Consider the following 24,309-nt stretch of genomic DNA (forward strand, 5'->3'; position numbering starts at 1 on the left):
TACCTCATCGGGAGACGCTCAAGGCTCGATCCGGTAGACGGCCGGAACCGGCCAGGGGTTGCGTCCCTCTTAGGGACTTTACGGTCGGTGTCCGGCCGGACCGCCACAGCCGTACGTAGGACAGTACGGCGGCGGCCGTCAGCAGCCCGTTGCGGGCCAGCATCAGCAGGCACCCGGCCCAGGTGCCGTCGATCACCTCGCGGTAGCACATCGGGTACGCCACGGTGCTCAGCGCGGACGCCGTGAGCACCAGCACCGCCACCGGCCGCTGGCAGGTGAACCGCGAGGTCAGGCAGACCGCGGCCAGCCCGATCAGCCAGATCAGGTACTGCGGGCTGATGACCCGGCTGGTGACCGTGAACAGCAGCACCGCGCTCAGCGCCGCGTCGTACGGCGTGGCCTCGTTCCAGCGCCGGGCCCGCACCCGCCACAGCACCAGCAGCCCGAAGGAGACCGCCGTCAGCACCAGGGAGGCGGTGGCGACGGCCCCCACGTGCGGGCCGGCCATCTCCATCGCGCCGTACCGGTAGCGGGTCCGGCCGGACCAGCCGGCGTGCCGGGCCAGGTTGAGCGCCGTGCCGCCCAGCGACTCGATCTGCACGCCGCGGCCGCCCTGCTCCCGCAGGAAGGCGAGCGGGTGGGTGAAGAGGGCCGCGAGCAGGGCGAGACACACCGCCCCGGCGCCCGCCGCCCCGGCCCACGCCCCGCGGGTCGGCCGCCCCCGGGGCATGCCCAGCAGCACCAGCGCGGGCCACACCTTCACCAGGGCGCCCAGTGCCCCGAACACACCGCCCGCGCGCGGGGAGCGCGCCGAGGCCAGCAGGGACAGCACGGCCAGGGCGGTGACCTGGACGTCGTACCGGGCGAGCGGCAGGTGCAGCAGCAGCGGCAGGCCGCCGGTCCACACGGCCGCGCCCAGCAGGCTGCGCCCGGGCCGGGTGCCCGCGCGGACCAGCACCGTCGCGGTCAGCGCGTCCGCGGCCAGCGTGAGCAGCACGAACGCCTGGAAGTACGTCAGGCCGGGCAGCAGCCCCGGCGCCAGCAGCACCGCGCCCGCGCCCGGCGGGTACTGCCACAGCGTGTCGTGCACCGGGAAGGAACCGTGTGCCAGCACGTCGTACCAGTGGTGGTACAGCCGCCACACCTCCCGGGTCACCGAACCCCCGCCCAGCAGCGGCCCTCCGCTGTGGGCGATCAGCCACAGCATCAGGGCGCGGGTGGCGAGCCACAGGGCGGTGAGGGGGAGGACCGGGCCGGGGGTGACACGGAGACGGTTCATCACATGGGAGCCTAAGCGGTGCGGATGGTGTATCCATGCTGATACGCCGTCAATGATCGCAAATATTGGCTAATCGCAAGAGATCGGGCCATGGTGAACGTCGGGCTTCGTGCGAAACCGCAGTCGCGCAGGGCGGCTGGAGCGACCACTGACGTGCCGACCGGTGCAACGAGCCACCCATCGCGTCGGACACCGGCGCACGTCCGGGAACGGCTGTGCCGGGCCGCCGCCGTGGGAGTGCCCGCGCTGGTGATGCTGACGCTCGGACTCTGGCGGCTGGACCGCGGCGGCATGTGGCGCGACGAGGCGGTCAGCTTCCAGGTCAGCCGCCGGACGGTGCCGCAGATCTGGAAGCTGCTGGGCGATGTGGACGCCGTGCACGGCCTGTACTACCTGGTGTTGCACGCCGTCCTCGCCCTCCACCCCGGCGAGGTCGTCCTCCGGCTGCCGTCGGTGTGCGCGGCGGCGGCAACGGCGGCCCTGGTGGCCGCGCTCGGCACCCGGCTGGCCCGCCCGCGCGTCGGCCTGTGGGCCGGTCTGCTCTACGCCGTCACGCCCATGGCCGGGCACTACGCGCAGGAGGGCCGCTCCTACGCCCTCGTCGCGGCCGGCGCCACCGGTGCGACCCTGCTGTTCGTGCGGGGCGTGCGGGGCGGCTCCTGGTGGCCGTACGGCGTCGTGCTCGGACTCACCTGCTGGCTGCACGAGTTCGCCGTCCTGCTGCTCCTCGCCCACGCGGTGTCGCTGGCGTCGGCCCGGGCCGGGAGGCGGGTGTGGCGGGGCTGGGGGTGTGCGGCGGCGGTGGTCGGGCCGGCGCTGCTGCCGATGGTGCTGGTGTCGCGGGCGCAGTCGGCGCAGGTGGCGTGGCTGCGGGAGCCGACGGTGGAGACGGCGGAAGGGCTGCTGCGCGGGTTTCTCGGGCCGACGGACGAGGTGTACGCGGTGTGCCTCGGGCTGGCCCTGGTGGGGCTGCTGGGTCTGGTGGGGCGGCGGGGGGAGGTCACGTGCGCGGGGGTGGGGCTGCCGCTGATGGTGGTGCCCCCGGTGGTGCTGATGCTGGTGTCGCAGATGTCGCCGCTGTACGTCGACCGGTACGTGCTCTACGCCCTGTCCGGGGCGTCGTTGGTGGTGGCCGCGGGCGCCGACCGGGTGGCGGTGACGGCGGCCCGCCTGCGACCGCCCGCCCGCCGCACCGCCACCCGCTGCACCCCGCCGAACGACCACCCCCCGAGAGCCGCTCCGCAGAAACGCCACTCCACCTCCCGGGACTGCGGTGCGGGTGGGGGTGGGCGGTCGCGGCGGGGGATCTTGTCGCGGGCCGGCTGCGTGGTCCTCGTCGGGGTGCTCGCCGTCGCCCTTTCCCTCCTGCATCAGTTCCCCCTGCTCCTGAGGGACCGGGACCCCGGGCGGCGGCCCGACGATCTCGCCGCCGTTTCCCGGGCGGTCGCGCGGGAGGTCGGCCCCGGTGATCCCGTCCTGTTCCTGCCGGCGCCGATGCGGAACACGGCGCTGACCTACCCGCGGGCGTTCCGGGGGACGCGGGACGTCGCGCTGGTGGCGGGGGCGGCCGAGTCCGGGACGCTGTACGGGCGCGAGGCCGGCGTGGCCGAGCTGCGCCGCAGGCTGGCGCGGCTGGACCGGGTGTGGGTGGTCGCGGACCGCAGGCTGCTCGGCGGTCGCTGGGCCCCGCGCAACCCCGTCGAACGCGCGAAGGCCGCCATCCTCTGGCAGGAGTTCAGCGGCCGGCGGCAGGCCGTGCGGGGCGGGGTGACCGTACGGCTCTATGTCCGCCCGGTCAGCGCCCGGCCCCGGCCTCCGTCCGCGCCGCCGCGTCCAGAGCGGTGGTGAGCTGGTCGAGCCGTGCGCGCAGCTCGCCGATCTCCGCCAGGTCGAACCCGGTCGCCGACATGATCCGGCGCGGCACCTCCAGCGCCCGCGCGCGCATCTGCGAACCCTCCTCGGTGAGGTGGACCCGGACCGACCGTTCGTCCTCGGCGCTGCGCTCACGCCGTACGAGACCGGCCGTCTCCAGCCGCTTGACCAGCGGGGACAGCGTGCCGGAGTCGAGGCGCAGCTGCTCGCCGAGGGCCTTGACCGGCAGGTCGCCCTGTTCCCACAGCACCAGCATCACGAGGTACTGGGGATAGGTGAGGCCGAGGTCCTTGAGGATCACGCGGTAGACGCCGTTGAAGGCGCGGGACGCGGCGTGCAGGGAGAAGCAGATCTGGCGGTCCAGCCGGAGCCAGTCGGCGTCGGGGGCCGGGGTGCCGGGGGCGGTGGGCGAGGCGGTCATGGTTCCAGAGTAGCTCGTGCGGACCATTTAGTTGTGCGCAACTGAATCGTGTGCTCTACTTGTGGTCGTGCGGCGGTCAGGACAGGGACCGCCGGAACACCCGACTTCCTCAAGGGATGGTCTTCATGGACGCGCTCTACACCGCCGTCGCCACCGCGACCCACGGCCGCGAGGGTCGTGCCGTCTCCTCCGACGGCAGGATCGACCTCAAGCTGGCCCCGCCGGCGGAGCTGGGCGGCAACGGCGAGGGCACCAACCCGGAGCAGCTCTTCGCCGCCGGTTACGCCGCCTGCTTCGGCAGCGCCCTCGGCCTGGTCGGACGCCAGGCGAAGGTGGACGTCAGCGAAGCCGCCGTGACCGCCGAGGTGGGCATAGGCAAGCAGGGCGAGGGCTTCGGGCTGCAGGTGACCCTGCGCGTCGAGCTGCCCGACACCGTGGACGCGGAGACCGGCCGCAAGCTGGTCGAGACCGCCCACCAGGTCTGCCCGTACTCCAACGCCACCCGCGGCAACATCGACGTCGACCTCGTCATCGAGTAGACGCGCGAGCGGGTCACCGAGTCACCGGGTGAGCAATGAGCGGTCCACCCGGTCGAGCGGGTGCGGACGGTCGAGCGGCCGTACCCGCGACGCAGAGGGGCCGGTCCCGGCGGGGACCGGCCCCCGCGCCGTCTACGCCGACGTCAGCGCGTCCGGAGCCGACGCCTGCCCCGGGATGCGGACCGCCGGCCAGGGCATCGGCTCGCCCAGCAGCAGCCCCCGTACGACCCGCTCCGCCGCCCGCCCGTCGTCGAACTCGCAGTACCGCTCCCGGAAGTCCGCGCGCAGCCGCGCCGACTCCTCGTCCCGCCACCCGCCCGAGGCGAACAGCCAGGCCAGCTCCCGGTACGAGTGCGCGACATGGCCCGGCGCCTCGGCCGTGATGTCGAGATAGGCGCCCCGGCTCGCCGAGAACGCGGGCCAGTCGTCGGCGTGCACCACGATCGGCCGGTCCAGGTTCGCGTAGTCGAACATGACGGACGAGTAGTCGCTGACCAGCACGTCCGCCGCGAGCAGCACGTCCGCCGCCCCCGGCTCGTCGGTCGCGTCGATCACGATCCCGCGCCGGGCCAGCTCCGCGAGCCCCATGCCCCGCGCGGGACCGTTCGCCAGCGACGGGTGCAGCCGGACCACCAGCGTGTGCCCCTCACCGAGGTCCGCCGCGAACCGGGCCAGATCGATCCGGTCCACGTGCCCGCCCCGGCGGTAGTCCCGGCGGGTCGGCGCGTACAGCACGACCGTGTGGCCGTCGGGGATGCCGTGCCGCTCCCGGAAGTCGCAGGCGCCGCCGTTCACCAGCACGTCGTTGCGCGGGCTGCCGGTGCGCACCGAAGTGAAGTGACAGGGGTAGGCCCGCTCCCAGACCAGCTCGGAGTGCCGGTTGGCGACCAGGCTGTAGTCCCACCGGTCGGCCCGGCGCAGCATCTGCGGCACGTCGAAGCCGAGCCGCGCGCCCGGCTTGTCCAGCAGGTCGGCGCCCAGGTACTTGAGCGGCGTGCCCTGGTGGGTGTGGATGTGCACGCTGCCGGGGCGCTTGGCCAGCGCGCCGGGCCAGTTGACGTCGTTGACGAAGAACTTCGCCCGCGCGGTCACCTCCAGATAGCGCCGGGAGCCGACGACCACGTGCTCGACATCGGACGGCAGCCGCGCGGCCGTCTCCGCGTCCCGCACCACCCACACCCCGCGCAGCCACGGCGCGACCTCCCGGGCCGCCGCGTACACCGCCGCCGGGTCGCCCAGCACGCCCCGGTGCGAGGACGCCGAGTACACCACCAGGTTCTCGTCCAGCGGGCGGTGCGCGTGCAGCCCCGCCCAGCCGGTGCGGGCCCGCGCAGCGGCCGCCCGGCGGGTCCGGTCCGCCCGGCGGGCCGCCTCCCGCCCCGCCCGCGCCGCCTGCCGCCGCAGCCGGTAGGCCGTCCAGGAGCCCGTCAGCACGGCGGTCTCACCGTCCACCGGGGTGCCCTCGGGCCGGTGCCGGCGGAACATCTCCGCCGTACGCCGGAAGAACTCGGCCCGGTCGGCGGGCGGCAGCCGGTCCGGCTTGGCGAGGATGTCCAGGCAGTGCTCGCCCATCTTGCGGTGCAGGTAGGGCCGCCAGTGCGCCAGCTCCGGCCGCTCGGCCACGAAGGCGAAGACCCGCTCGTACTGGTCGTGGATGTCGAAGTGCTTGCGGCTGGTGGTGGACAGGATGTTGCCCTGCCGGCGCTGCCGGTAGTTCAGGCAGATCCGGTCCAGGGCGGCGATCCGCCGGGCGCTGAGCAGCACCGGGAAGGTCCAGGGGGTGTCCTCGTAGTAGCCGGGCGGGAACGCGAAGCCGTGCTCCGCGACGAACTCCCGGCGGTAGACCTTGTTCCAGACCACCATCAGCAGGTCGAGGATCCGCGGGTACTCCGCGACGGTGAACGTGCCGGCCCCGGCCTCGCCCAGGACCTCGGCGAGGACGTTGCGCCGGGTGCCGCCCCACCAGTAGGTGCGCGCGTAGTCGAAGACGAGGACGTCCGGGGCGTCGGTCTCCGCGAGCCGGTCGGCGATGGCCCGCAGCGCGCCCGGGGTGAGGGTGTCGTCGCTGTCCAGGAAGAACAGGTAGTCGCCGGTGGCCTCGGGCATGCCCGCGTTGCGGGCCCGGCCCAGGCCCACGTTCTCCGGCAGGTGCAGCACCTTCACGCGCGGATCGCGCTCGGCGTACTCGTCCAGGATCGCGCCGCAGCCGTCCGGGGAGCGGTCGTCCACGGCGATCAGCTCGAAGTCTCCGAAGGACTGCCCGAGCACCGAGTCCAGGCACTCGCGCAGAAAGCCCTGCACCTTGAAACAGGGCACGATCAGACTGAAGCGGGGCACGGCGGGTCAGCTCCTCACGAGGGTCGCGGCGGCGGGGGCGGGGATGCGCTCCGCGAGCGGGATCACGGCCGGGATCGCCTCCGGCGGCTCACCGAGCAGCACCCGCCGCACCACCCGCTCGGCGGCCCGCCCGTCGTCGAACTGGCAGAACCGCTCCCGGAACGCGGCCCGCAGCGCAGCGGCCCCGGGGCCCGCGTACGAGCCGTCGCGGAAGACGGCGGCCAGTTCCCCGGGGGTCCGGGCGACCAGGCCGGGCGGCTCGGCCGGCAGGTCGAAGTAGACGCCCCGGGTCTCCCGGTAGACGTCCCAGTCGTCGGCGTACACGACGATCGGCCGGTCCAGGTTGGCGTAGTCGAACATGATGGACGAGTAGTCGGTGACGAGCGCGTCCGCGGCCAGGCACACGTCCTCCGCGGAGCGGTGCGCGGTGACGTCGATGATCCTCTCCGAGCCCCGGGAGCGGCCCCGGTCGTAGAAGTAGTGGGCGCGCAGCAGCACGACGACGTCCTCGCCGGCCGCCGCGCAGAACGCCTCCAGGTCCAGCCCGGCCTCGAAGCCGGTGTGGTGGTCGCGGTGGGTCGGCGCGTACAGCACGGCCGTCTTCCCCTCCGGGACGCCCAGCTCGCGCCGGATCCGGGCCACTTCGCGGGCGGTCGCCGTGTAGTAGACGTCATTGCGCGGATAGCCGTACTCCAGGTGCTCGTAGGAGCCGGGGAAGGCGCGCTCCCACATCTGGGTGGAGTGGCGGTTGGCGGAGAGGTTGAAGTCCCAGCGGTCGACCCGGCCCAGCAGCCGGGTGAAGCTGCCGGACTGCGCGGCCACCACCGGGTACGTCGACTGGTCCACGCCCATCGTCTTCAGCGGGGTGCCGTGCTGGGTCTGCACGTGGACGCTGCCCGGCCGTTTGACGACGCCCTCGGCGAAGTTCGCGTTGTTGATCAGGTACTTGGCGCGGGACAGCACCTCCCAGTAGCGCCGTGAGCCGATCACCGCGTACTCGACGTCCCGCGGCACGGCGTGTTCCTGGCCCGCCTCGACGAGGAACACCGAGCGGATGTGCGGGGCGAGTTCACGGGCCTTGGCGTGGATCGCGGCCGGGTTGCAGGCGTAACCGCGGCCCCAGTAGGCGCAGTACACGGCGAGGTTCTCGTCGAGCGGGCGGCGCAGGTCGCGGGCGTAGCGCAGCCGGGTGCGCAGCGTCCGCGGGCGGGGCAGCCGCCGGGCCGCGCCGTCGGCCGCCCGGTTGACGCCGCGCAGGCCGCGGAAGGCGGTGTAGGCGCCCGCCGCCAGCAGCCGGTGCTGCACGCCCAGGCTGCCGCCCGGCACCCGGTGCCCGGCCGGCCGGTGCCTGCGGTAGAGGCGGCCCGCGCGGCGGAAGAAGGCCCGGTGCCCGGAGAGCAGCCGCTCGGGCCGGGACGCCGTCTTCAGCACCACGGCGAACAGCTGGTCGAACAGGGGGCCGGTCCGCTCGGCGGGCAGGGCGCTCCCGGCCGCCCGCGACAGCACCCGCTCCACCTGGTCGAGCAGCGTGTGCTGGTGCGGCCCGGGCAGGTTGAGCCGGCTGCCCTGGCGGCGCGGACGGTGCCGTACGACGGTCCGGCGCAGCACCGCGATCCGCCCGGCGGCGACGCCGACCAGCCCGGCCCACCCGAGGTCCGTGAACAGGCCCTCGGGGAAGACGAGTTCCTGCTCGGTGAGGAAGGCCCGGCGGTAGACGGCGCTCCACGCCGGCAGCTGCACGCCGGTCAGCTCGGGCAGCTCGACGGGGGCGAAGGCGCCCTTCGGGGCACCCGCGAGCAGCGGCGCGGCCGGGTTCGTCGGCTCGCCCTCCCACCAGGGGGCGCGCTCGTGCTCGGCGTACAGCACATCCACGCCGGCGACCTCCGACAGCCGGGCGTCCAGCGCGGCCAGCGCGCCCGGCAGCAGCAGGTCGTCGCCGTCCAGGAACAGCAGATAGGCGCCGGTGGCCGCCCGCATCCCGGCGTTGCGCGCCCCGCTCAGACCGGCGGACGGCTGCGAGTGGACCGGGGTCACCCGGGGGTCCCGCTCCGCGTACCCGGCGGCCACCGCGGCGGCCGGGGCGTCGGGGGCGTCGCAGACCGGGATCAGCTGAAGGTCGCCGAAGGACTGGCCGAGGACCGAGTCCAGGGCCTGGGACAGCCGGCCGGCGACCCCGTGGGAGGGGACGATGATGCTGAAGCGGGGCATGTGGTTCTTTCTGTCGTCGTGCGGACGCGGCCGGGCCGTCCCGCCGGACGCCAGGTGGACGGCCGGCTCGGGGTGGGCCGCGTCGAGCCGAGGGGCATGGGAACTCCCGGTAGCACCAACGGTGTTCAGTGGCTCTCGGTGACGGGGAGGGGGCCGGAAGGTTGCGGCACGGTGGCCAGCGGGGAGCGCGTGCGGGCCGGCGGCGCCGGATCGCGGTCCGCGAGCGGCACCACCGGCGGCAGCTCCGTCTCGCCCAGCACCACCCGCCGTACGACCCGCTCGGCGGCGCGCCCGTCGTCCCACGGACAGAACCGCTCCCGGAACGCCGCCCGCAGCTGCGCCGAGCGCGAGCCGCGCCAGTGCCCGGTGGCGAAGATGTCGATCAGCTCGTCCTCGCTGCGCGCCACCGCGCCCGGCGGGAAGGCCCGCAGGTCGAAGTAGGCGCCACGGGCCGCCTCGTACGCTGCCCAGTCCTCGGTGTGCACCACGATCGGCCGGTCGAGGCCCGCGTAGTCGAACAGGACCGGCGCGTAGTCGGTGAGCAGCGCGTCCGAGGCCAGGCACAGGGCGGAGAGGTCCGGGTGGCCGGAGACGTCGATGACCCGGTCGCCCCGGGCGGGGGCGGGGGTGCGGGCCAGGACCACGAAGCGCGGGCCCAGGCGGCGCAGGATCCGCTCCAGGTCGAGCAGCGGACGCTGGGTGCGCCGGTGATCGCGGTGCGCGGGCGCGTACAGCACGGCGACCGCGTCCTGCGGAACGCCCAGTGAGGCCCGCAGCCGGGCCACGTCCGCCGTGGTCGCCCGCTGGAGGACGTCGTTGCGGGGCAGCCCGTACTCCAGCGTGGTGTAGCGGCCCGGGTGGACCCGTTCCCAGGTCAGGGTGGCGTGCCGGTTGCCGGACAGCACGTAGTCCCACTGGTCGACGTCCCGCAGCAGCCGGGCGAAGTCCGTGCCGTGGGCCGCCGCCGGGCGTTCCAGCAGGTCGAGGCCCACGTGCCCCAGCGGGGTGCCCTGCTGGGTCTGTACGACGACCTGTCCGGTCCGCTTCCGCAGCCGCCCCCCGAAGCCGGAGTCGCTGACCAGGTAGCGGGAGCGGGCCAGCGCCGACCAGTAGGCGGCCGTGCCGGGCCTCAGCCGGCGCGGACCCGGCGGCGCCGCCCGTTCCTGCCCGGCCGGGGTGATCCACGCCGTCCTCAGGTGCGGGGCGTGCGTCCGGAACGCCTCCTCCAGCGCGGCCGGGTCGCCGCGCCCCTCCTGGGCGGTGAACACCGCCCGGTCCGCGCGCAGCGGCAGCCGCAGCTGGACCCGGTAGTGCAGCCGGAGCGCGCCGGTGCGCAGGGCGCGGGCCAGCTTCACCGCGCACTTCAGCGCGCGCCGGCGGGCGGCCGCGGCCAGCCGGAGCGCCCGGAACGTGCGGTGCAGGCCGAAGCGGACCAGGGTGTGCCGCAGCCCGAGGCGCACCCCCGGCACGCGGTGGCGGCGGCAGTGGGCGCGGGCCCGGCGCAGGAACTCGCCGTGGCTGCCGCGCGGCAGCCGGCCCCGGTGGGTGAACACCACCGCGTAGTGGTCGATCATCCGCCGGAACAGCTCCGGCCGCCAGCGGGCCAGTTCCGGCCGTTCCCCGACGTAGGCGAAGACCCGGTCGTACTGCTCGAACAGATCGAAGTGGCGGCGGCTGGTGGTGCCGAGGATGCTGCCCTGGCGGCGCTGCCGGTAGTGCACGCACACCCGGTCCAGGGTGGCGACCGACCCGGCCGTCAGCAGCACCGGGAAGGTCCAGGGGGTGTCCTCGTAGTAGCCCGGCGGGAACCGGAACCCGTGGGCCCGCACGAACTCCCGCCGGTAGGCCTTGTTCCAGGCCACCATCAGCACCCGCAGCAGTCCGGGCCGGTCCGCCAGCCGGAACGGCGCCGGTCCCCGCTCGGTGAGCTGGGCGGCGAGCTGGTTGCGCACCTCCCGGCCGTCCCAGTAGGTGCGCGTGTAGTCGAAGACCAGGACGTCCGGGTCGCCGGTCTCCTTCAGCCGGTCGGCGACCGACCGCAGCGCGTCCGGGGTGAGCGTGTCGTCGCTGTCCAGGAAGACCAGGTAGTCGCCGGTCGCCTCGGCCATGCCCGCGTTCCGGGCCCGGCCCAGCCCCCGGTTCTCGGGAAGGTGCACGGCCTTCACGCGCGTGTCACGAGCCGCGTACTCGTCGATGATCGTGCCGCAGGCGTCGGGCGAGCAGTCGTCGACGGCGATCAGTTCCAGATCGGAGTACGACTGCGAGAGCACCGAGTCCAGGCACTCGGAGAGGTACGCCTGGACCTCGTACGCGGGGACGATGACACTGAACCTGGGCAAGGGACATCCAAGGGTCGGTCGGCGCGGGGGTTCTGCCCGGGAACGGCCGATGGGGTGACTTGGTTACGGGCCCGTACGGCATTCGGGCTACTCCAGGTGAACGCGAAAGGGCGGGCCCCTTAAGACCCGCCCCGCGAAAGGTGTCCGCTTTGTGGCTACTTGACCGCGCCCGCCATCACTCCGGACACGAACTGCCGCTGGAAAGCGAAGAACACGGCCAGCGGGATCACCATGGAGATGAACGCGCCGGGAGCCAGCACGTCGATGTTGTTGCCGAACTGCCGTACCTGCGTCTGCAGGGCGACCGTGATCGGCTGCGTGCCCGACTTGGTGAACACCAGCGCGACCAGCATGTCGTTCCACACCCACAGGAACTGGAAGATGCCGAGCGAGGCGATCGCCGGGCCGCCCAGCGGCATCACCACCCGGACGAACAGGCGCAGTTCACCCGCGCCGTCCAGCCGGGCCGCCTCCAGCAGCTCACGCGGGATCTCGGCGAAGAAGTTCCGCAGCAGGAACACCGCGAACGGCAGACCGAACCCGGTGTGGAACAGGATCACCCCGAGGATCGTCCCGAACAGCCCGATGTTGCCGAACAGTTCGGCGATCGGGATGAGCGCCACCTGAACGGGCACCACCAGCAGGCTCACCACGCCCAGGAACCACCAGTCCCGGCCCGGGAACTCCATCCACGCGAACGCGTACCCGGCCAGCGCCCCGATCACCACGACGAGGACGGTCGCCGGGACCGTGATCAGCACCGTGTTCACCAGGGAGTTGGTGATGTCCGAGTTCTCCAGCAGCTTCTGGTAGCTGTCCACGGTGAGCTGGGACGGCTTGGAGAACACCGTCCACCAGCCGCTCGCGTTCATGTCCTGGGGCGTGCGCAGCGAGGAGACGAGCAGGCCGATGGTCGGCACCAGCCAGAACAGGCCCACGACGATCAGCACCACGCGGACCAGCCCGCCGCTCAGCTTCTCGGCGATCCGGGAACCGACCGACCGCCTGGCCCCGGCCGTCCGGACCGGCTCGGTCTTCCCGACGCTTTCGGCGGTCGTCGTCATCGCCGCACCTCCCGCCGCAGCCGACGGATGTTGAATGCCATCACCGGGATCACCAGCAGCAGCAGGAACACCGAGATCGCGCTCGCGATGCCCGGCTGGCCCTCCGCGAAGCCCTTGCGGTACAGCTCCAGCGCCAGCACGTTCGCATCGTCCTGGGAGGAGCCCGGCGCGATGATGAACACCAGGTCGAACACCTTCAGGACGTTGATCATCAGCGTGACGACGACGACCGCCAGCACCGGGGCCAGCAGCGGCACCGTGACCTTGCGGAACACCTGCCACTCGGTGGCGCCGTCCACCCGGGCCGCCTCCAGCAGCTCCCGGGGCACACCGGCGAGACCGGCCGCGATCAGCACCATCGCGAAGCCCGCCCACATCCACACGTACGACCCGATGATCGCCGGGGTGACCAGCGCCGGGCCGAGCCAGTCGACCCCGTTGTACGGCTCCTTGAAATTGCCCGCGGGCAGCCTGAGCCGGGCACCGTCGGCCGACGCGGGGAGGGTGAACGTGCCGTCGCCGGCCGCCTCCGTCGAGGCGACCACCTCGCCGTCCTTCACCGCCTCGATCCGCATCCCGGCATAGCCCACCTCGGACGGATCGGGCGCGCCGAGCTTGCCGACACCCTTGCCGCGGGTGAAGTCCTGCCAGGTGCTGCCCGTGACCTTCCCCGGCTCCGGGCGGGCGGCGACGGCCTTCTTCACACCGTCCGGCAGCTGGTCCGGGGCGACGCCGACGAGCGGCAGGGTGACCGGCTGCCCGGCGTGCACGGCGGCCTTGGTGACGAAGCCGCCGTCCTCGGCCACCAGCGGCGACTCCCGGCCCGGGTGGGCCTTGGGGAACGCCGACGACTGCGCGAACGTGTCGTGCACGCCCACCCACACCGCGTTCGCGACCCCCTTGTCCGGGTCCTGGTCGTACACCAGCCGGAAGATGATGCCGGCGGCCAGCATGGAGATCGCCATCGGCATGAAGACGACCAGCTTGAACGCCGTGCCCCAGCGCACCCGTTCGGTCAGCACCGCGAAGACCAGACCGAGCGCGGTCGAGACGGTCGGCGCGAACACCACCCAGACGACGTTGTTCTTCAGGGCGGTCCGGATGCTGTCGTCCGTGAAGAGGGCCGAGTAGTTGTCGAAGCCGGCGAAGCCGTCGCCGGAGGCGTTGTAGAAGCTGCGGACGAGCGAGTACCCGATCGGGTAGACCACGAGCGCGCCGAGCAGCACCAGCGCGGGCAGCAGGAACAGGGCTGCCACGGTCTTCCGGGTGCCGGTCACGCTCTTGCGACTGCGGGGGGCGGCGGGGCCCGGTGGGGCCCCGGCCGCCGCTGCCGACGCCATGGCCGGATCAGCCCCCGTTCCCGTAGGCCGCCGCCGCGTCCTTCTCCAGCTTCGCCTGGGCGCCCGCGACGTCCTTCGGGTTCTTCAGGAAGTCCTGGAGGTCCTTCCACTCACCCTTGCCGGGCGTCCCGCCGAAGGCCTGCGGGGCCTGGTCGGACATGTCGAAGCGGAAGTCGTCGCCGGACGCGATCAGCGCCTTGGCGATCTTCTGCTGCACCGCGTTCGGGTACGCCGACACCGGCACGTTCTTGTTCGGGGAGAGGTAGCCGCCGAGCTTCGCCTGGATCGTGGCCGCGTCCGGCGAGGCGAGGAAGGTGATCAGGGCCTGCGCCGCCTTGGAGTCCTTCAGGATCACGGCCGCGTCCCCCCCGGACACCACCGGCGCGTCCGAGCCGACGGCCGGGAACGGGAACACCTTCGCGTCCGTGCCCACCTTCGCCTTGGTCTCACCGATGTTGACCTGCACGAAGTCGCCCTCGTAGACCATCGCCGACTTCGGCTGGTCGCCGCCGGTGAAGGTCTGGGTGACCGACTGCGGGAACTCCGTCTGGAGGGACCCGTCCTGGCCGCCCGCCAGATAGTCCTTCTTGCCCCACACCTGCGCGAGGGTGGTCAGCGCCTGTTTCACCGACGGATCGGTCCACTTGATCTTGTGCTGGGCGAGCTGGTCGTACTTCTCCGGGCCCGCCTGGGACAGATAGATGTTCTCGAACCAGTCGGTCAGCGGCCAGCCGTCCGCGCCGGCCACCGAGAACGGTGTGACCCCGGAGTCGTACACCGCCTGCGAGGCGGTCAGCAGGTCCTGCCAGGTCTTCGGTTCCTTGGCGCCCGCGTTCTCGAAGACCTTGGCGTTGTACCAGATCAGCGACTTGTTGGCGGCCTTGTAGTAGACGCCGTACTGCTTGCCGTCGACCTTGCCGATGTCCTGCCAGCCCTGTGAGTAGTTCTTCGCCAGCTCCTTCAGGCCCTCCGCCCCGACCGGCTTGGCCCAGCCCTTCTGCACGGCCTGCTTGATGGCGCCGGGCTGCGGCAGCAGCGCGACGTCCGGCGGCTGGCCGCCCGCGATCTTCGAGCCGAGGAAGTTGATGATCGGGTCCTGCGCGGGCACGAAGGTGACCTTCGCGCCGGTGCGGTTCTCGAACTCGGCGAGGACCTTCTTGAAGTTGGCCTGCTCGCCGCCGGTCCAGACGGCGGCCACCTCCAGATGGGCGCCGTTCAGCTTCGGCAGGGTGACGGAGGGGCCGGTGGTCCCGCCGCTCTTCTCCCCGTTGTCCTTCTTGTCGTTGTCACCGCTGGAGCACGCGGAGAGCGCGAGGGCTCCCGCGAGCAGGGCGGCGCATGTGGTAACGGCCCTGTGTGTCCGGAACGTGCTGCTCTTGCTGCGCATCACTTCCCCGTTCGTCGTTCTCCGTTGAACGTCGTTGAACGTCAGAACTCTGTCCCGTGCGGTCCGGTCTACGCCGGGCCGCTCCGGGCGGGCAAGAGCGCCTGCGGTGTCAACCGGCGCATCGTGACCGGCTCGTGACCAGGGCCGTATGCGCGCCGCTTGCAAGCGGCCGGGGAGACGGCGGGATCACTCAGAGGAGGGAGGGCACCTCCGCCGCCTCGACCTCCCGGGCCGCCCGTTCCACCGCGCTCGCCAGCAGGGCCAGGTCGGTCGGGCCGTTGCCCAGCTCCCGCACGGGCCGGCGGGCCGGCGGGTCACCCATGCGCTGCCAGTCCAGCGCGACGACCGTGGGCCGCTGGGTCGCGGTGCGCGGGATGCGCCCGGTCACCCGGCCGCCCTGGAAGCCCACGGCCCGCCCGTCCGCGTACGCCAGCCGTCCCCGTCCCGGCGCCGGCTGGTCCGGCCCCGGCTGCGGGGCGTCCAGCACGGCCCGCAGGGTCGCCCGGAGCGCCGGCTCCGACTCCGCCGTACGGCCGCCGGCCGCGGCCGCCGCCACCAGATGCACTCCGAGCCGCTCGCCCTCCCGGGCCACCGCCTCCAGCGCCCGTATCACCGAGCCGGCGGCGGGCCGGCCCGGCGAGCCGAGTGCGGGGGAGACCAGTGCGTCCAGGTCGTCGACGACGACCACCAGCCGGGGCAACGGCGGAGCCGCCCCGGCCCGCCGCCGGGCCGCCGCGCCCGGCCGCAGCCGCAGGGTGGAGCTGGGCGGCGCCTCTATGTCGCCGGAGGAGGAGGCGGACGCGCGCTGCCCGAGCGGGTCCCCGGAGGCGGAGGTGCGCTGTGCCACCATCCGGCCGGACACCTCCCGCCCCGTGTGCCACCGGGCGAAGTCCGTGCGGCCCAGCAGTTCCGCCCGGCGCTTCAGCTCGGCGGCCAGCGACTGGGCGAACTCCCGCATGCGCACAGGGTCGTTGGCGATCAGGTGGGTGGTGACGTGCGGTATGTCCGTGCACACGCGCAGGCCCTCGCCGCGCCCGGCGCCCGTGCCGACCCCGTCCCGGCCGTCGAGCAGCACCACGGCCAGCCGGTCCGGCCGCTCGGCCGCGGCCAGCGAGGCGACCATGGTCCGCAGCAGCTCGGTACGGCCACTGCCGGCCGGCCCCTCGACCAGCAGATGCGGCCCGTCGGCCACCAGGTCGGCGGTGACCGGACCGCGCGGCCCGGCGCCCAGCACCGCCCGCGCCCGCCCGCCCAGCGACTCCGTGTCGTCGGCCGCGTCCGCCCAGCGCGCCATCAGCGACGCCGGGGTGGCCCGGGCCAGACCCAGCTCGTCCAGCAGCCGCGCCGACTGCGGCAGCGGCGTGGACACGCGCGCGAGCGGCCCGCCGGACGGGCCGTCCGGGCGCAGCGGCGCCAGCGCCCGCGCGAACCGCTCCGCCCAGGCGGCGGACACGGCGTCGACGGCGGCCTGCGCACCGGGACCGGCCGGACCGCCCGGCGCCACCCGCAGCAGCTGCAGCCCGGCGGCGACGTCCCCGCTGAGCAGCGCCACGGCACCGCAGTGCCGGAACGTCGGTGTCACCGTGCACGCGGCCTCGTACGTCCGCGTCACGGGGGAGGCGGGCGAGGCGGGCTCGGTCTCGGCGAGACACACCACGTGGATCCCGGCCCGGGGCCCGGCCACGGCCAGCCGCGCGAGCGCGTCCCGCAGCGCCGAGCCGCCCGGATCCCCGTCCACGACGACGACGGTGTACGGCCCCGGGTAACCCCCGGGGCCGGCGTCCTGCCTGGCCCAGGCGGGGCGGCGGGCCGGGTTCTCGCCGTAGGGGTAGGAGGAGGCGTGCGCGGCGGGGCCGGCGAAGGTACCGGTTCCGTGGGTCGTGGGGCCGGCGGAGAGGGACAGCGGCTCCGTGGCGGGAGCGGCCGGCGCGGTCGGACCGGGGACGTGCGCGCCCGACGGGCCGGGAACGGCGCCGTCGGCGGGCACGCCCGGGGTGCCGGGACGCGCGCCGGCCGCGAAAGTGCGGGGGCCCGCGGGGTGCGGGACGGGTGCGGGACCGCCGGGGCCTTCCGGGCGGGCGCCGGGGGCGGGGAGGCCGGGCGCCGGGGAGGAGGGGTCCGGCGCGGGTGTGCCCGGTGCCGGCAGTCCGGCCGGGCCCGTCGCCGCGCCCCGGACCGGGACACCGGGCGGGCCGGACGGTGCGGTCGGGCCCTGGGCGCCGCCCGCCGCCGGGTCCGCGCCGCGCGCCGCGGCGGAGTGGGCCGTCGTCCGGCCCGTCGCCGCGTGGTCCTCCACCCGGCGCAGCAGTTCCTCCGTGCGGGCCGCCGCCTGTTCGCGGTCGTAGGCCAGCAGCAGACGGCAGTCCTGGCCGTGGCCCGGCCGGACATGCGGGAGCCAGCCCAGCCAGGCCCACTCGGCCGTACGGTCCGCCACCGGACGCGTGTGGTCGGCGCTGATCAGCACGATCTCCAGCAGCTCTGGGGAGTGCAGCGCGGCGAGCTGGGCCAGCACCGCGCGGGCCAGCCCGGACAGCCGGGGGCGCGGACCGGCCAGGCCCAGCGCGCCCGCCTCGCGCAGCGCGGCCGTCACCGGCACCGCCGGCAGCAGGCCCGAGCCGTCCGGTGTGCTCCGGTCGGCCGTGCCGAGCCGCACGGTCAGCGCCTCGGGGTGACCCGGCCCGCGCTCCCACAGCCGGGGCCCGGGGCCCAGCGCGGTGAGCAGGAGGGCGGCGGGGTCCGGCCAGGTCTCCGGCTGCCGCGGGGCGCCGGCCGCCGGGGCGTCGCCGGTGCGGGCGGCCGTACCGGTGTACGGCGCGGGGGCGGCCGGCTGCTCCGCGCGCCCGCCGGCCAGCCGGCGCGCCCAGGCCCCGAGCCCGCGCCGCCGGGCGCCCTGCGGGGCGTCGGTGGTCCCGGGCCGGGGGCCCTGCGGGAGATCGGTGCCCCGGACGGGGGTGCCCTTCCGCCCGCCCGCGCGCGCGTCCTCGCCGCCCGGCGCGTCCGCGTACCCGGCGCCGGCACCGAAGCGCCCCGCGTGGGTGTCCCCGCCGGACGCCGTGCCGGGCGCGCCGGAGCCGTCGCCCCGGCTCTCCACGCTCGGCGCTCCGGCCTGCCCCGGCACCACCGGGGACTGGCCGCGCCGGTGCTCCTGGGCCCCCGTGCCGTGGCCGGAGGCGCCCCAGCCGGCGGAGTCGTAGGGGTCGTACGCGTGGTGCCCGCCCGAGGAGATGTCACGGGCGGCACCTTCCGGGCCCGCCGACGGCGGCACGGGCCCGCCCGGGGCTCCCGCACCGGCCGGCGCTCCGTCACGACCGCTCGCGGCCGCCGGCGGCGACTGCTCGCCAGGGCCACCGGTACGCGGCGAACCCGCGTCCGCGTCCCCGGTGGCGATCCGCACGCACCCCTCTCCGTCGGGCACCGTGCGGATCCGCATCCCGGGCCCGCCGGACGGCGTGACCCGCAGGGCGGACTCGCCGATCCTCAGCAGACTCCCGGCGGCGAACCGCACCGGCCGGTCGGTCAGCCGCGTGCCGTCGAGGGAGGTGCCGTTGGTGGAGCCGAGGTCGGCGACCGAGACGCGGCCGTCCGCGCCGACGGTGACCGCGCAGTGCAGGCGGGAGACGTCGGGGTCGTCCAGCGGTACGTCGGCGTCGGCGGAACGGCCGACGGTGATCCGGCCGCCGTGCAGCAGATGGACCCCGCCCGCGTCCGGGCCCGCGACCACGTGCAGCTGGGTGGGCGCGTCGTCCAGCTCGGGGTGCGGCTCCGGGGCCGCCGGGGCGCCCAGGGACAGTACGGCGCCGTCGACCAGCGGGGGTTCGCCGAGGGTGCGCCGGCGGGGGTCGAGCCGGTCGGTGCCCGCGTACAGCACCACGGAGGCGCCGCCCGCCTCCCGGCCCGCGCCGGTCTCGCCGGTGACCGCCCCGGCCAGCGCCGACGCGACCGCGGCCAGCTCCGTGCCCGCGGGTGCCGTGACCAGCACGTCGCGGCACGCGGCGCGGCCCCGCTGCGGGGACGGGCCGAGCGGGTCTACGACGGTCAGCCGGATCTGCATCGGCGTCAGCGGTCCCTTCTGCGCGGGTCTGCGCGGGCGCGGACTTCCCCCCACCCCGCACGAGCACGTCGGCCAGCAGCCGCTGGAACCGTCCCAGCAGGCCGCTGGAGGCATCCTCGCACCTGCCACCGACGACGCGCCCGGGACCCGGACAGAAGTGATCTTGATTGGTCGGCTCTGCCCCCAAAAGTGCCTGACCAGTGCCCCGTCGGCGATCAGTTGAGATCGGTCACGTCCGGCCCCGGCAACCGGCGGACAGGGACGCGCGTCTTTCCGTCGAACCTCTCGAACGTGCCCCGGAACGCATACGTACTGCCCTGGAGCACGGCACTACAGTGGGTCGGAACACCGGAATGCAGGCAAGCAAGCAACAGCAATCAGCAGGGAGCGCGTGACGTGCGGCCAGTCGGCAGCAAGTACCTGCTTGAGGAGCCGCTCGGACGCGGCGCCACAGGCACCGTCTGGCGTGCCCGCCAGCGCGAGACCGCGGGCGCCGAGGCGGCCGTGCCCGGACAGCCCGGAGAGACGGTCGCGATCAAGGTCCTCAAGGAGGAGCTGGCGAGCGACCCGGACATCGTGATGCGCTTCCTGCGGGAGCGCTCCGTCCTGCTCCGGCTCACCCACCCGAACATCGTCCGGGTGCGCGACCTGGTCGTCGAGGGCGACCTGCTGGCCCTGGTCATGGACCTCGTCGACGGTCCCGACCTGCACCGCTACCTGCGCGAGAACGGCCCCTTCAGCCCGGTCGCCGCCGCGCTGATGACGGCCCAGATCGCCGACGCCCTCGCCGCGAGCCACGCCGACGGCGTCGTCCACCGCGACCTGAAGCCCGCCAACGTCCTGCTCCAGCAGTACGACGGCCAGATGCACCCGATGCTGACCGACTTCGGCATCGCCCGCCTCGCCGACTCCCCGGGCCTGACCCGCACCCACGAGTTCGTCGGCACGCCCGCGTACGTCGCCCCGGAGTCCGCCGAGGGCCGCCCGCAGACCTCCGCCGTCGACATCTACGGCGCCGGCATCCTGCTGTACGAGCTGGTCACCGGGCGCCCGCCGTTCTCCGGCGGCAGCGCCCTGGAGGTTTTGCACCAGCACCTGAGCGCCGAGCCGCGCCGCCCCTCCACCGTCCCCGAACCGCTGTGGACGGTCATAGAGCGCTGCCTGCGCAAGAGCCCCGAGCAACGGCCCAGCGCCGAGAACCTCGCGCGCGGGCTCCGGGTCGTCGCCGAGGGCGTCGGCGTGCACGCGAACGCCGCGCAGATCGCCGCGGCCGAGGGCGTCGGCGCGCTGCTCGCGCCCGACCCGGCCCCGGCCGCCGTCCCCGGCGCGCCCGGCGCCGCCGACCCCACCCAGGTGCTGCCGACCAACGCGCCGCAGGGGGCGTACGACCCGAACGGCGCGACCAGCGTGCTGCCGCACACCGGCGGCCCGGCCGGCGCCGCCGACCCCACCACCGTCCTGCCGAACACGGGCGCGGCGGACCCGACGGCCCTCCTGCCGCCGGTCCCGCAGGGCCAGGACCCGTACGGCCAGGGGCAGTACGGCCCGCAGGGCCAGCAGCCCGATCAGCAGCACCCCTGGCAGACGCAGCTGCGGGCGGCCCGCGACCGCAACGAGCAGACGCAGGTCCAGTACCTCGACCCGGACGAGGACCCGCTGCGCCGCCGCCCGCAGCGGCAGGTCGCACCCCGGCCCCAGCAGCAGCCGCGCCCGGCCCCGCAGGGCCGCCCGCAGCAGCCGCAGCCGCGCGGCCGGCAGCAGGCCCCGGGATACGGCTACCCGCAGCAGCAGCCTCAGCAGTACGCCCCGCCGCAGCAGCCGCAGCGGTACGCGCCGCCCGCCCCGCCGGAGCCGCAGCGGCCCGCGCGGGAGCCCCGGGCGCCGCGGCAGCGCAGCGCCAACCCGACGAAGATCCCCGGCCTCGGCTGCCTGAAGGGCTGCCTGTTCACGATCGTGATCCTGATCGTGGCGAGCTGGCTGATCTGGGAGCTGACCCCGCTGCAGGACTGGATCGGCACCGGCAAGGGCTACTGGGACCAGCTGAGCGACTGGGCCGGCAAGGTGGGCGGCTGGATCAAGGACCTGGGCGGCTCGTCCGGCAGCGGGAACTGACCGGCGGAGCGACCGAGCCCGATCGGGGAGAGCGACCGCTCCGATCGAGGGCAGCGACCGCTCCGATCGGGCGAAGCAGGGGAAACCGATCGCTGGTTTAGGGATTTGTCGACATCTGGCGGGTGATTTCCGTCTCCGCGGTGAAGGTTGGCTCCATCGACGCGTAGTTTTATCGCTCAAGGTCCTGGTCTGTCGGCTGGGGGTCCGGGGGACGCCCCCGGAATGACGCAGCAGCGACAACACGCGTCTGTAGGAGCAGTCTTGGCACGGAAGATCGGCAGCCGGTACACCGCGAACCAGATCGTGGGCCGGGGCAGCGCCGGCACGGTGTGGCTGGGCGAGGGACCGGACGGCCCCGTCGCCATCAAGCTGCTGCGTGAGGACCTCGCCTCCGACCAGGAGCTGGTGGGGCGCTTCGTGCAGGAGCGCACCGCGCTGCTCGGCCTGGAGCACCCGCACATCGTCACCGTGCGGGACCTCGTGGTGGACGGCAACGACCTGGCCCTGGTCATGGACCTCGTGCGCGGCACCGACCTGCGCACCCGGCTGGAGCGGGAGCGGCGGCTCGCGCCCGAGGCGGCCGTGGCGATCGTCGCCGACGTCGCCGACGCGCTGGCCGCGGCCCACGCGGCCGGGGTCGTCCACCGGGACGTCAAGCCCGAGAACGTCCTGCTCGACATGCAGGGCCCGCTCGGCCCCGGCGGAGCCCATCCCGCGCTGCTCACCGACTTCGGCGTCGCCAAGCTGATCGACTCGCCGAAGCGGACCCGCGCCACCAAAATCATCGGCACCCCGGACTATCTGGCCCCGGAGATCGTGGAGGGCCTGCCGCCCCGGGCCGCCGTGGACATCTACGCGCTGGCGACGGTCCTGTACGAGCTGCTGGCCGGCTTCACGCCCTTCGGCGGCGGACACCCCGGCGCGGTTCTGCGCAGGCACGTCACCGAGACCGTCGTACCGCTGCCCGGCATCCCCGAGGAGCTGTGGCAGCTGCTGGTGCAGTGCCTGGCCAAGGCGCCCGCGTCCCGGCTGCGCGCCTCGGAGCTGGCGGCCCGGCTGCGCGAGCAGCTGCCCGTGCTGGCCGGGATGCCGCCGCTGGACGTGGACGAGCCGGGGCTCGCCGAGGAGGAGACGGAGGAGCCGGCGGCGGCCGCCGAGCCGGGGGAGGAGCCGGTACGGCGCCGGGGGGCCGTCTCGCTGGTGCCCGGGGCCAAGCCGGACTCCAGCCGGGACACGCACACGTCGATGCGGGTGCCGGGGCCGGACGAGCTGGCGGGCGGGGCCCACGGGACCGCTCGCGTCCCCCGGACCGCCGGTACGGCCCGGCCGGGCTCGGCGCGGCACCGGGCTGCCGTGCGGCGGCGGAGGGTGACGCTGGGGGTGGCCGGGGTGGTCGTGGCCGCGGTGGTGGGCGTCGGGGCGTGGTGGGCGTCGGCCGACGGGGACGACGGTCCGGCCCCGGCCGACCACAGCACGTCGGCCCCCTGACCCACCCGACTCGGTCGGCTGCGACGGTGGACCCCCGGTCCGGTCCCGCATCCATGCGGCTCGGTCGGCCGGGGCGGGGTGAGGCCCCGGTTCGGTCGGCCGGCGCGCGGGGGGAGCGGCCTGGTCCGGTGGGCCGGGGGCGGGGCGGACCAGGTCGCTTGCCACAGCCGTTACGCTGGAAGGCGTGGCAGTCGTCGATGTATCCGAAGAGCTGAAGTCCCTCTCCTCGACCATGGAGTCGATCGAGGCCGTCCTGGACCTCGACAAGCTGAGGGCAGACATCGCCGTGCTCGAGGAGCAGGCGGCCGCGCCGTCCCTCTGGGACAACCCGGACGAGGCGCAGAAGATCACCAGCAAGCTCTCCCACCTCCAGGCCGAGGTCAGGAAGGCGGAAGGGCTGCGCGGACGCATCGACGACCTCGCGGTCCTCTTCGAGATGGCCGAGGAGGAGGACGACCCGGACACCCGCGCCGAGGCCGAGTCCGAGCTGGCGTCCGTGAAGAAGGCGCTGGACGAGATGGAGGTCCGTACCCTCCTGTCCGGCGAGTACGACTCCCGTGAGGCGCTCGTCAACATCCGCGCCGAGGCCGGTGGCGTCGACGCCGCCGACTTCGCCGAGAAGCTCCAGCGCATGTACCTGCGCTGGGCCGAGCAGCGCGGCTACAAGACCGAGCTGATCGAGACCTCGTACGCGGAAGAGGCCGGCATCAAGTCGACCACCTTCTCCGTGCAGGCGCCGTACGCCTACGGCACCCTCTCCGTCGAGCAGGGCACGCACCGCCTGGTGCGCATCTCGCCCTTCGACAACCAGGGCCGCCGCCAGACCTCCTTCGCCGGTGTGGAGATCCTCCCGGTGGTCGAGCAGACCGACCACATCGAGATCGACGAGTCCGAGCTGCGGGTGGACGTGTACCGGTCCTCCGGCCCCGGTGGCCAGGGCGTGAACACCACCGACTCCGCGGTGCGCCTCACCCACATCCCCACCGGCATCGTGGTCTCCTGCCAGAACGAGCGGTCGCAGATCCAGAACAAGGCCACCGCCATGAACGTCCTCCAGGCCAAGCTGCTGGAGCGGCGCCGGCAGGAGGAGCAGGCCAAGATGGACGCCCTCAAGGGCGACGGCGGCAACTCCTGGGGCAACCAGATGCGTTCCTACGTGCTGCACCCGTACCAGATGGTCAAGGACCTGCGCACCGAGCACGAAGTCGGCAACCCGGAGGCCGTGTTCAACGGCGAGATCGACGGGTTCCTGGAGGCCGGGATTCGCTGGCGCAAGCAGCAGGAGAAGTAACTTTGTCGACATGACAACTGCCGCCCCGAGGGCGGCAGTTGTCTTTTGTCTGGCGTTTTACGTCACACTCACAGGCTTCAACTCTCCGCAAACGTCACCCGACCGGACATTGCGCCCGCAACGCCCTTGACGTTGCTTTGAAAAATGGGAAAGGTGAGCCGCGGCATGCGTACTTGAGGGGCGCATGTGAACCGGGGGATCGAGTTGACGCGCTTCGTCACCAGCTGCCTCCGTCGATCACGGCACGCCCCACGCGACGCCCCATTGACGAACAGCTACTGGGGGTAGCAACCATATGACGAAGAAGACGCGGATCCGGGCCGCGCGGATAGCCGCCGGCGCCGTGATCGCGGCCGGTGCGTCGCTGACCGCGGCCGGCGCGGCTTCCGCCCTGGACCTCGACGTCCAGGCGGGCCCGATCAGCCTGGGAGTGAGCGGTGTCGGCGCCGACGGTGGCAACACCGAAGGCGGCACCGACGGCGGCTGCCCGATCGGCATCTGCACCACGACCGGTGAGACCAGCACGTCTGGTGAGACGACCACGACTGGTGAGACCACCACGACCGGCACCACCGGCACGA

General features: G+C 74.1%; 14 protein-coding genes and 1 pseudogene. 6 read left to right on the forward strand and 9 right to left on the reverse strand.

Annotated features, from left to right (window positions below; translation table 11 throughout):
* Positions 1-4 precede the first annotated feature (4 nt).
* Entirely contained in the window at positions 5-1,279 is a 1,275-nt protein-coding gene (locus FHS34_RS00150; RefSeq protein ID WP_184958168.1) for a glycosyltransferase 87 family protein, read from the reverse strand.
* Between the two features lie 252 nt (positions 1,280-1,531).
* Between FHS34_RS00150 and FHS34_RS42140 the strand changes: the two genes are divergently transcribed.
* Positions 1,532-3,127: a glycosyltransferase family 39 protein gene (locus FHS34_RS42140; protein WP_225817872.1), complete on the forward strand. Its 1,596-nt coding sequence runs from the start codon at positions 1,532-1,534 to the stop codon at positions 3,125-3,127.
* Here the strand turns inward: FHS34_RS42140 and FHS34_RS00165 are convergent.
* On the reverse strand, positions 3,075-3,572 hold the full coding sequence (locus tag FHS34_RS00165) for a MarR family winged helix-turn-helix transcriptional regulator (protein WP_225817874.1): 498 nt from the start codon (positions 3,570-3,572) through the stop codon (positions 3,075-3,077). The two genes, FHS34_RS42140 and FHS34_RS00165, sit on opposite strands and share 53 nt — an antisense overlap.
* A 125-nt stretch (positions 3,573-3,697) precedes the next feature.
* On the opposite strand from FHS34_RS00165, the gene FHS34_RS00170 reads away from it, so the two are divergent.
* Positions 3,698-4,111 carry an organic hydroperoxide resistance protein gene (locus tag FHS34_RS00170; protein ID WP_184958172.1) on the forward strand — a complete coding sequence of 138 codons (414 nt, stop codon included), beginning with the start codon at positions 3,698-3,700 and terminating at the stop codon, positions 4,109-4,111.
* 132 nt (positions 4,112-4,243) lie between these two features.
* On the opposite strand, the gene FHS34_RS00175 is transcribed toward FHS34_RS00170, so the two are convergent.
* From FHS34_RS00175 to FHS34_RS00205, 7 genes are all read right to left on the reverse strand, one after another.
* Complete coding sequence (locus FHS34_RS00175) at positions 4,244-6,448, reverse strand: bifunctional glycosyltransferase/CDP-glycerol:glycerophosphate glycerophosphotransferase (protein WP_184958177.1); 2,205 nt, start codon at positions 6,446-6,448, stop codon at positions 4,244-4,246.
* Positions 6,449-6,454: 6 nt separating this feature from the next.
* A complete protein-coding gene (locus FHS34_RS00180) occupies positions 6,455-8,656 on the reverse strand; it encodes a bifunctional glycosyltransferase/CDP-glycerol:glycerophosphate glycerophosphotransferase (protein ID WP_184958179.1) in 2,202 nt (733 codons plus the stop codon).
* 125 nt (positions 8,657-8,781) lie between these two features.
* Positions 8,782-10,995 carry a bifunctional glycosyltransferase/CDP-glycerol:glycerophosphate glycerophosphotransferase gene (locus FHS34_RS00185; RefSeq protein WP_184958181.1) on the reverse strand — a complete coding sequence of 738 codons (2,214 nt, stop codon included), beginning with the start codon at positions 10,993-10,995 and terminating at the stop codon, positions 8,782-8,784.
* Between the two features lie 155 nt (positions 10,996-11,150).
* Positions 11,151-12,059, reverse strand: a complete 909-nt coding sequence (locus tag FHS34_RS00190; protein ID WP_184958183.1) for a carbohydrate ABC transporter permease — start codon at positions 12,057-12,059, stop codon at positions 11,151-11,153.
* Entirely contained in the window at positions 12,056-13,336 is a 1,281-nt protein-coding gene (locus tag FHS34_RS00195) for a carbohydrate ABC transporter permease (protein WP_184958185.1), read from the reverse strand. The genes FHS34_RS00190 and FHS34_RS00195 overlap by 4 nt, the downstream gene beginning before the upstream one ends.
* 70 nt (positions 13,337-13,406) lie before the next feature.
* The gene (locus FHS34_RS00200) at positions 13,407-14,786 is read right to left on the reverse strand and encodes an ABC transporter substrate-binding protein (RefSeq protein ID WP_184958187.1); all 1,380 of its coding nucleotides are present in this window, start codon (positions 14,784-14,786) and stop codon (positions 13,407-13,409) included.
* Between the two features lie 190 nt (positions 14,787-14,976).
* Positions 14,977-18,837 (reverse strand): FtsK/SpoIIIE domain-containing protein, encoded by a 3,861-nt coding sequence (locus FHS34_RS00205; RefSeq protein WP_184958189.1) that lies wholly within the window; start codon positions 18,835-18,837, stop codon positions 14,977-14,979.
* A 396-nt stretch (positions 18,838-19,233) separates the two neighbouring features.
* Here FHS34_RS00205 and FHS34_RS00210 point away from each other — a divergent pair, with 396 nt between their 5' ends.
* From FHS34_RS00210 to FHS34_RS42145, 4 genes and pseudogenes are all read left to right on the forward strand, one after another.
* The gene (locus tag FHS34_RS00210) at positions 19,234-20,949 is read left to right on the forward strand and encodes a serine/threonine-protein kinase (RefSeq protein ID WP_184958191.1); all 1,716 of its coding nucleotides are present in this window, start codon (positions 19,234-19,236) and stop codon (positions 20,947-20,949) included.
* Between the two features lie 261 nt (positions 20,950-21,210).
* Positions 21,211-22,437 carry a serine/threonine-protein kinase gene (locus FHS34_RS00215; RefSeq protein ID WP_184958193.1) on the forward strand — a complete coding sequence of 409 codons (1,227 nt, stop codon included), beginning with the start codon at positions 21,211-21,213 and terminating at the stop codon, positions 22,435-22,437.
* A 184-nt stretch (positions 22,438-22,621) separates the two neighbouring features.
* Positions 22,622-23,728, forward strand: a complete 1,107-nt coding sequence (gene prfB, locus FHS34_RS00220; RefSeq protein ID WP_184958195.1) for a peptide chain release factor 2 — start codon at positions 22,622-22,624, stop codon at positions 23,726-23,728.
* 295 nt (positions 23,729-24,023) lie between these two features.
* A pseudogene (locus FHS34_RS42145) lies at positions 24,024-24,309 on the forward strand (hypothetical protein); the annotation flags it as partial.

The organism is Streptomyces echinatus (genome assembly GCF_014203595.1).
Lineage (GTDB): Bacteria > Actinomycetota > Actinomycetes > Streptomycetales > Streptomycetaceae > Streptomyces > Streptomyces echinatus.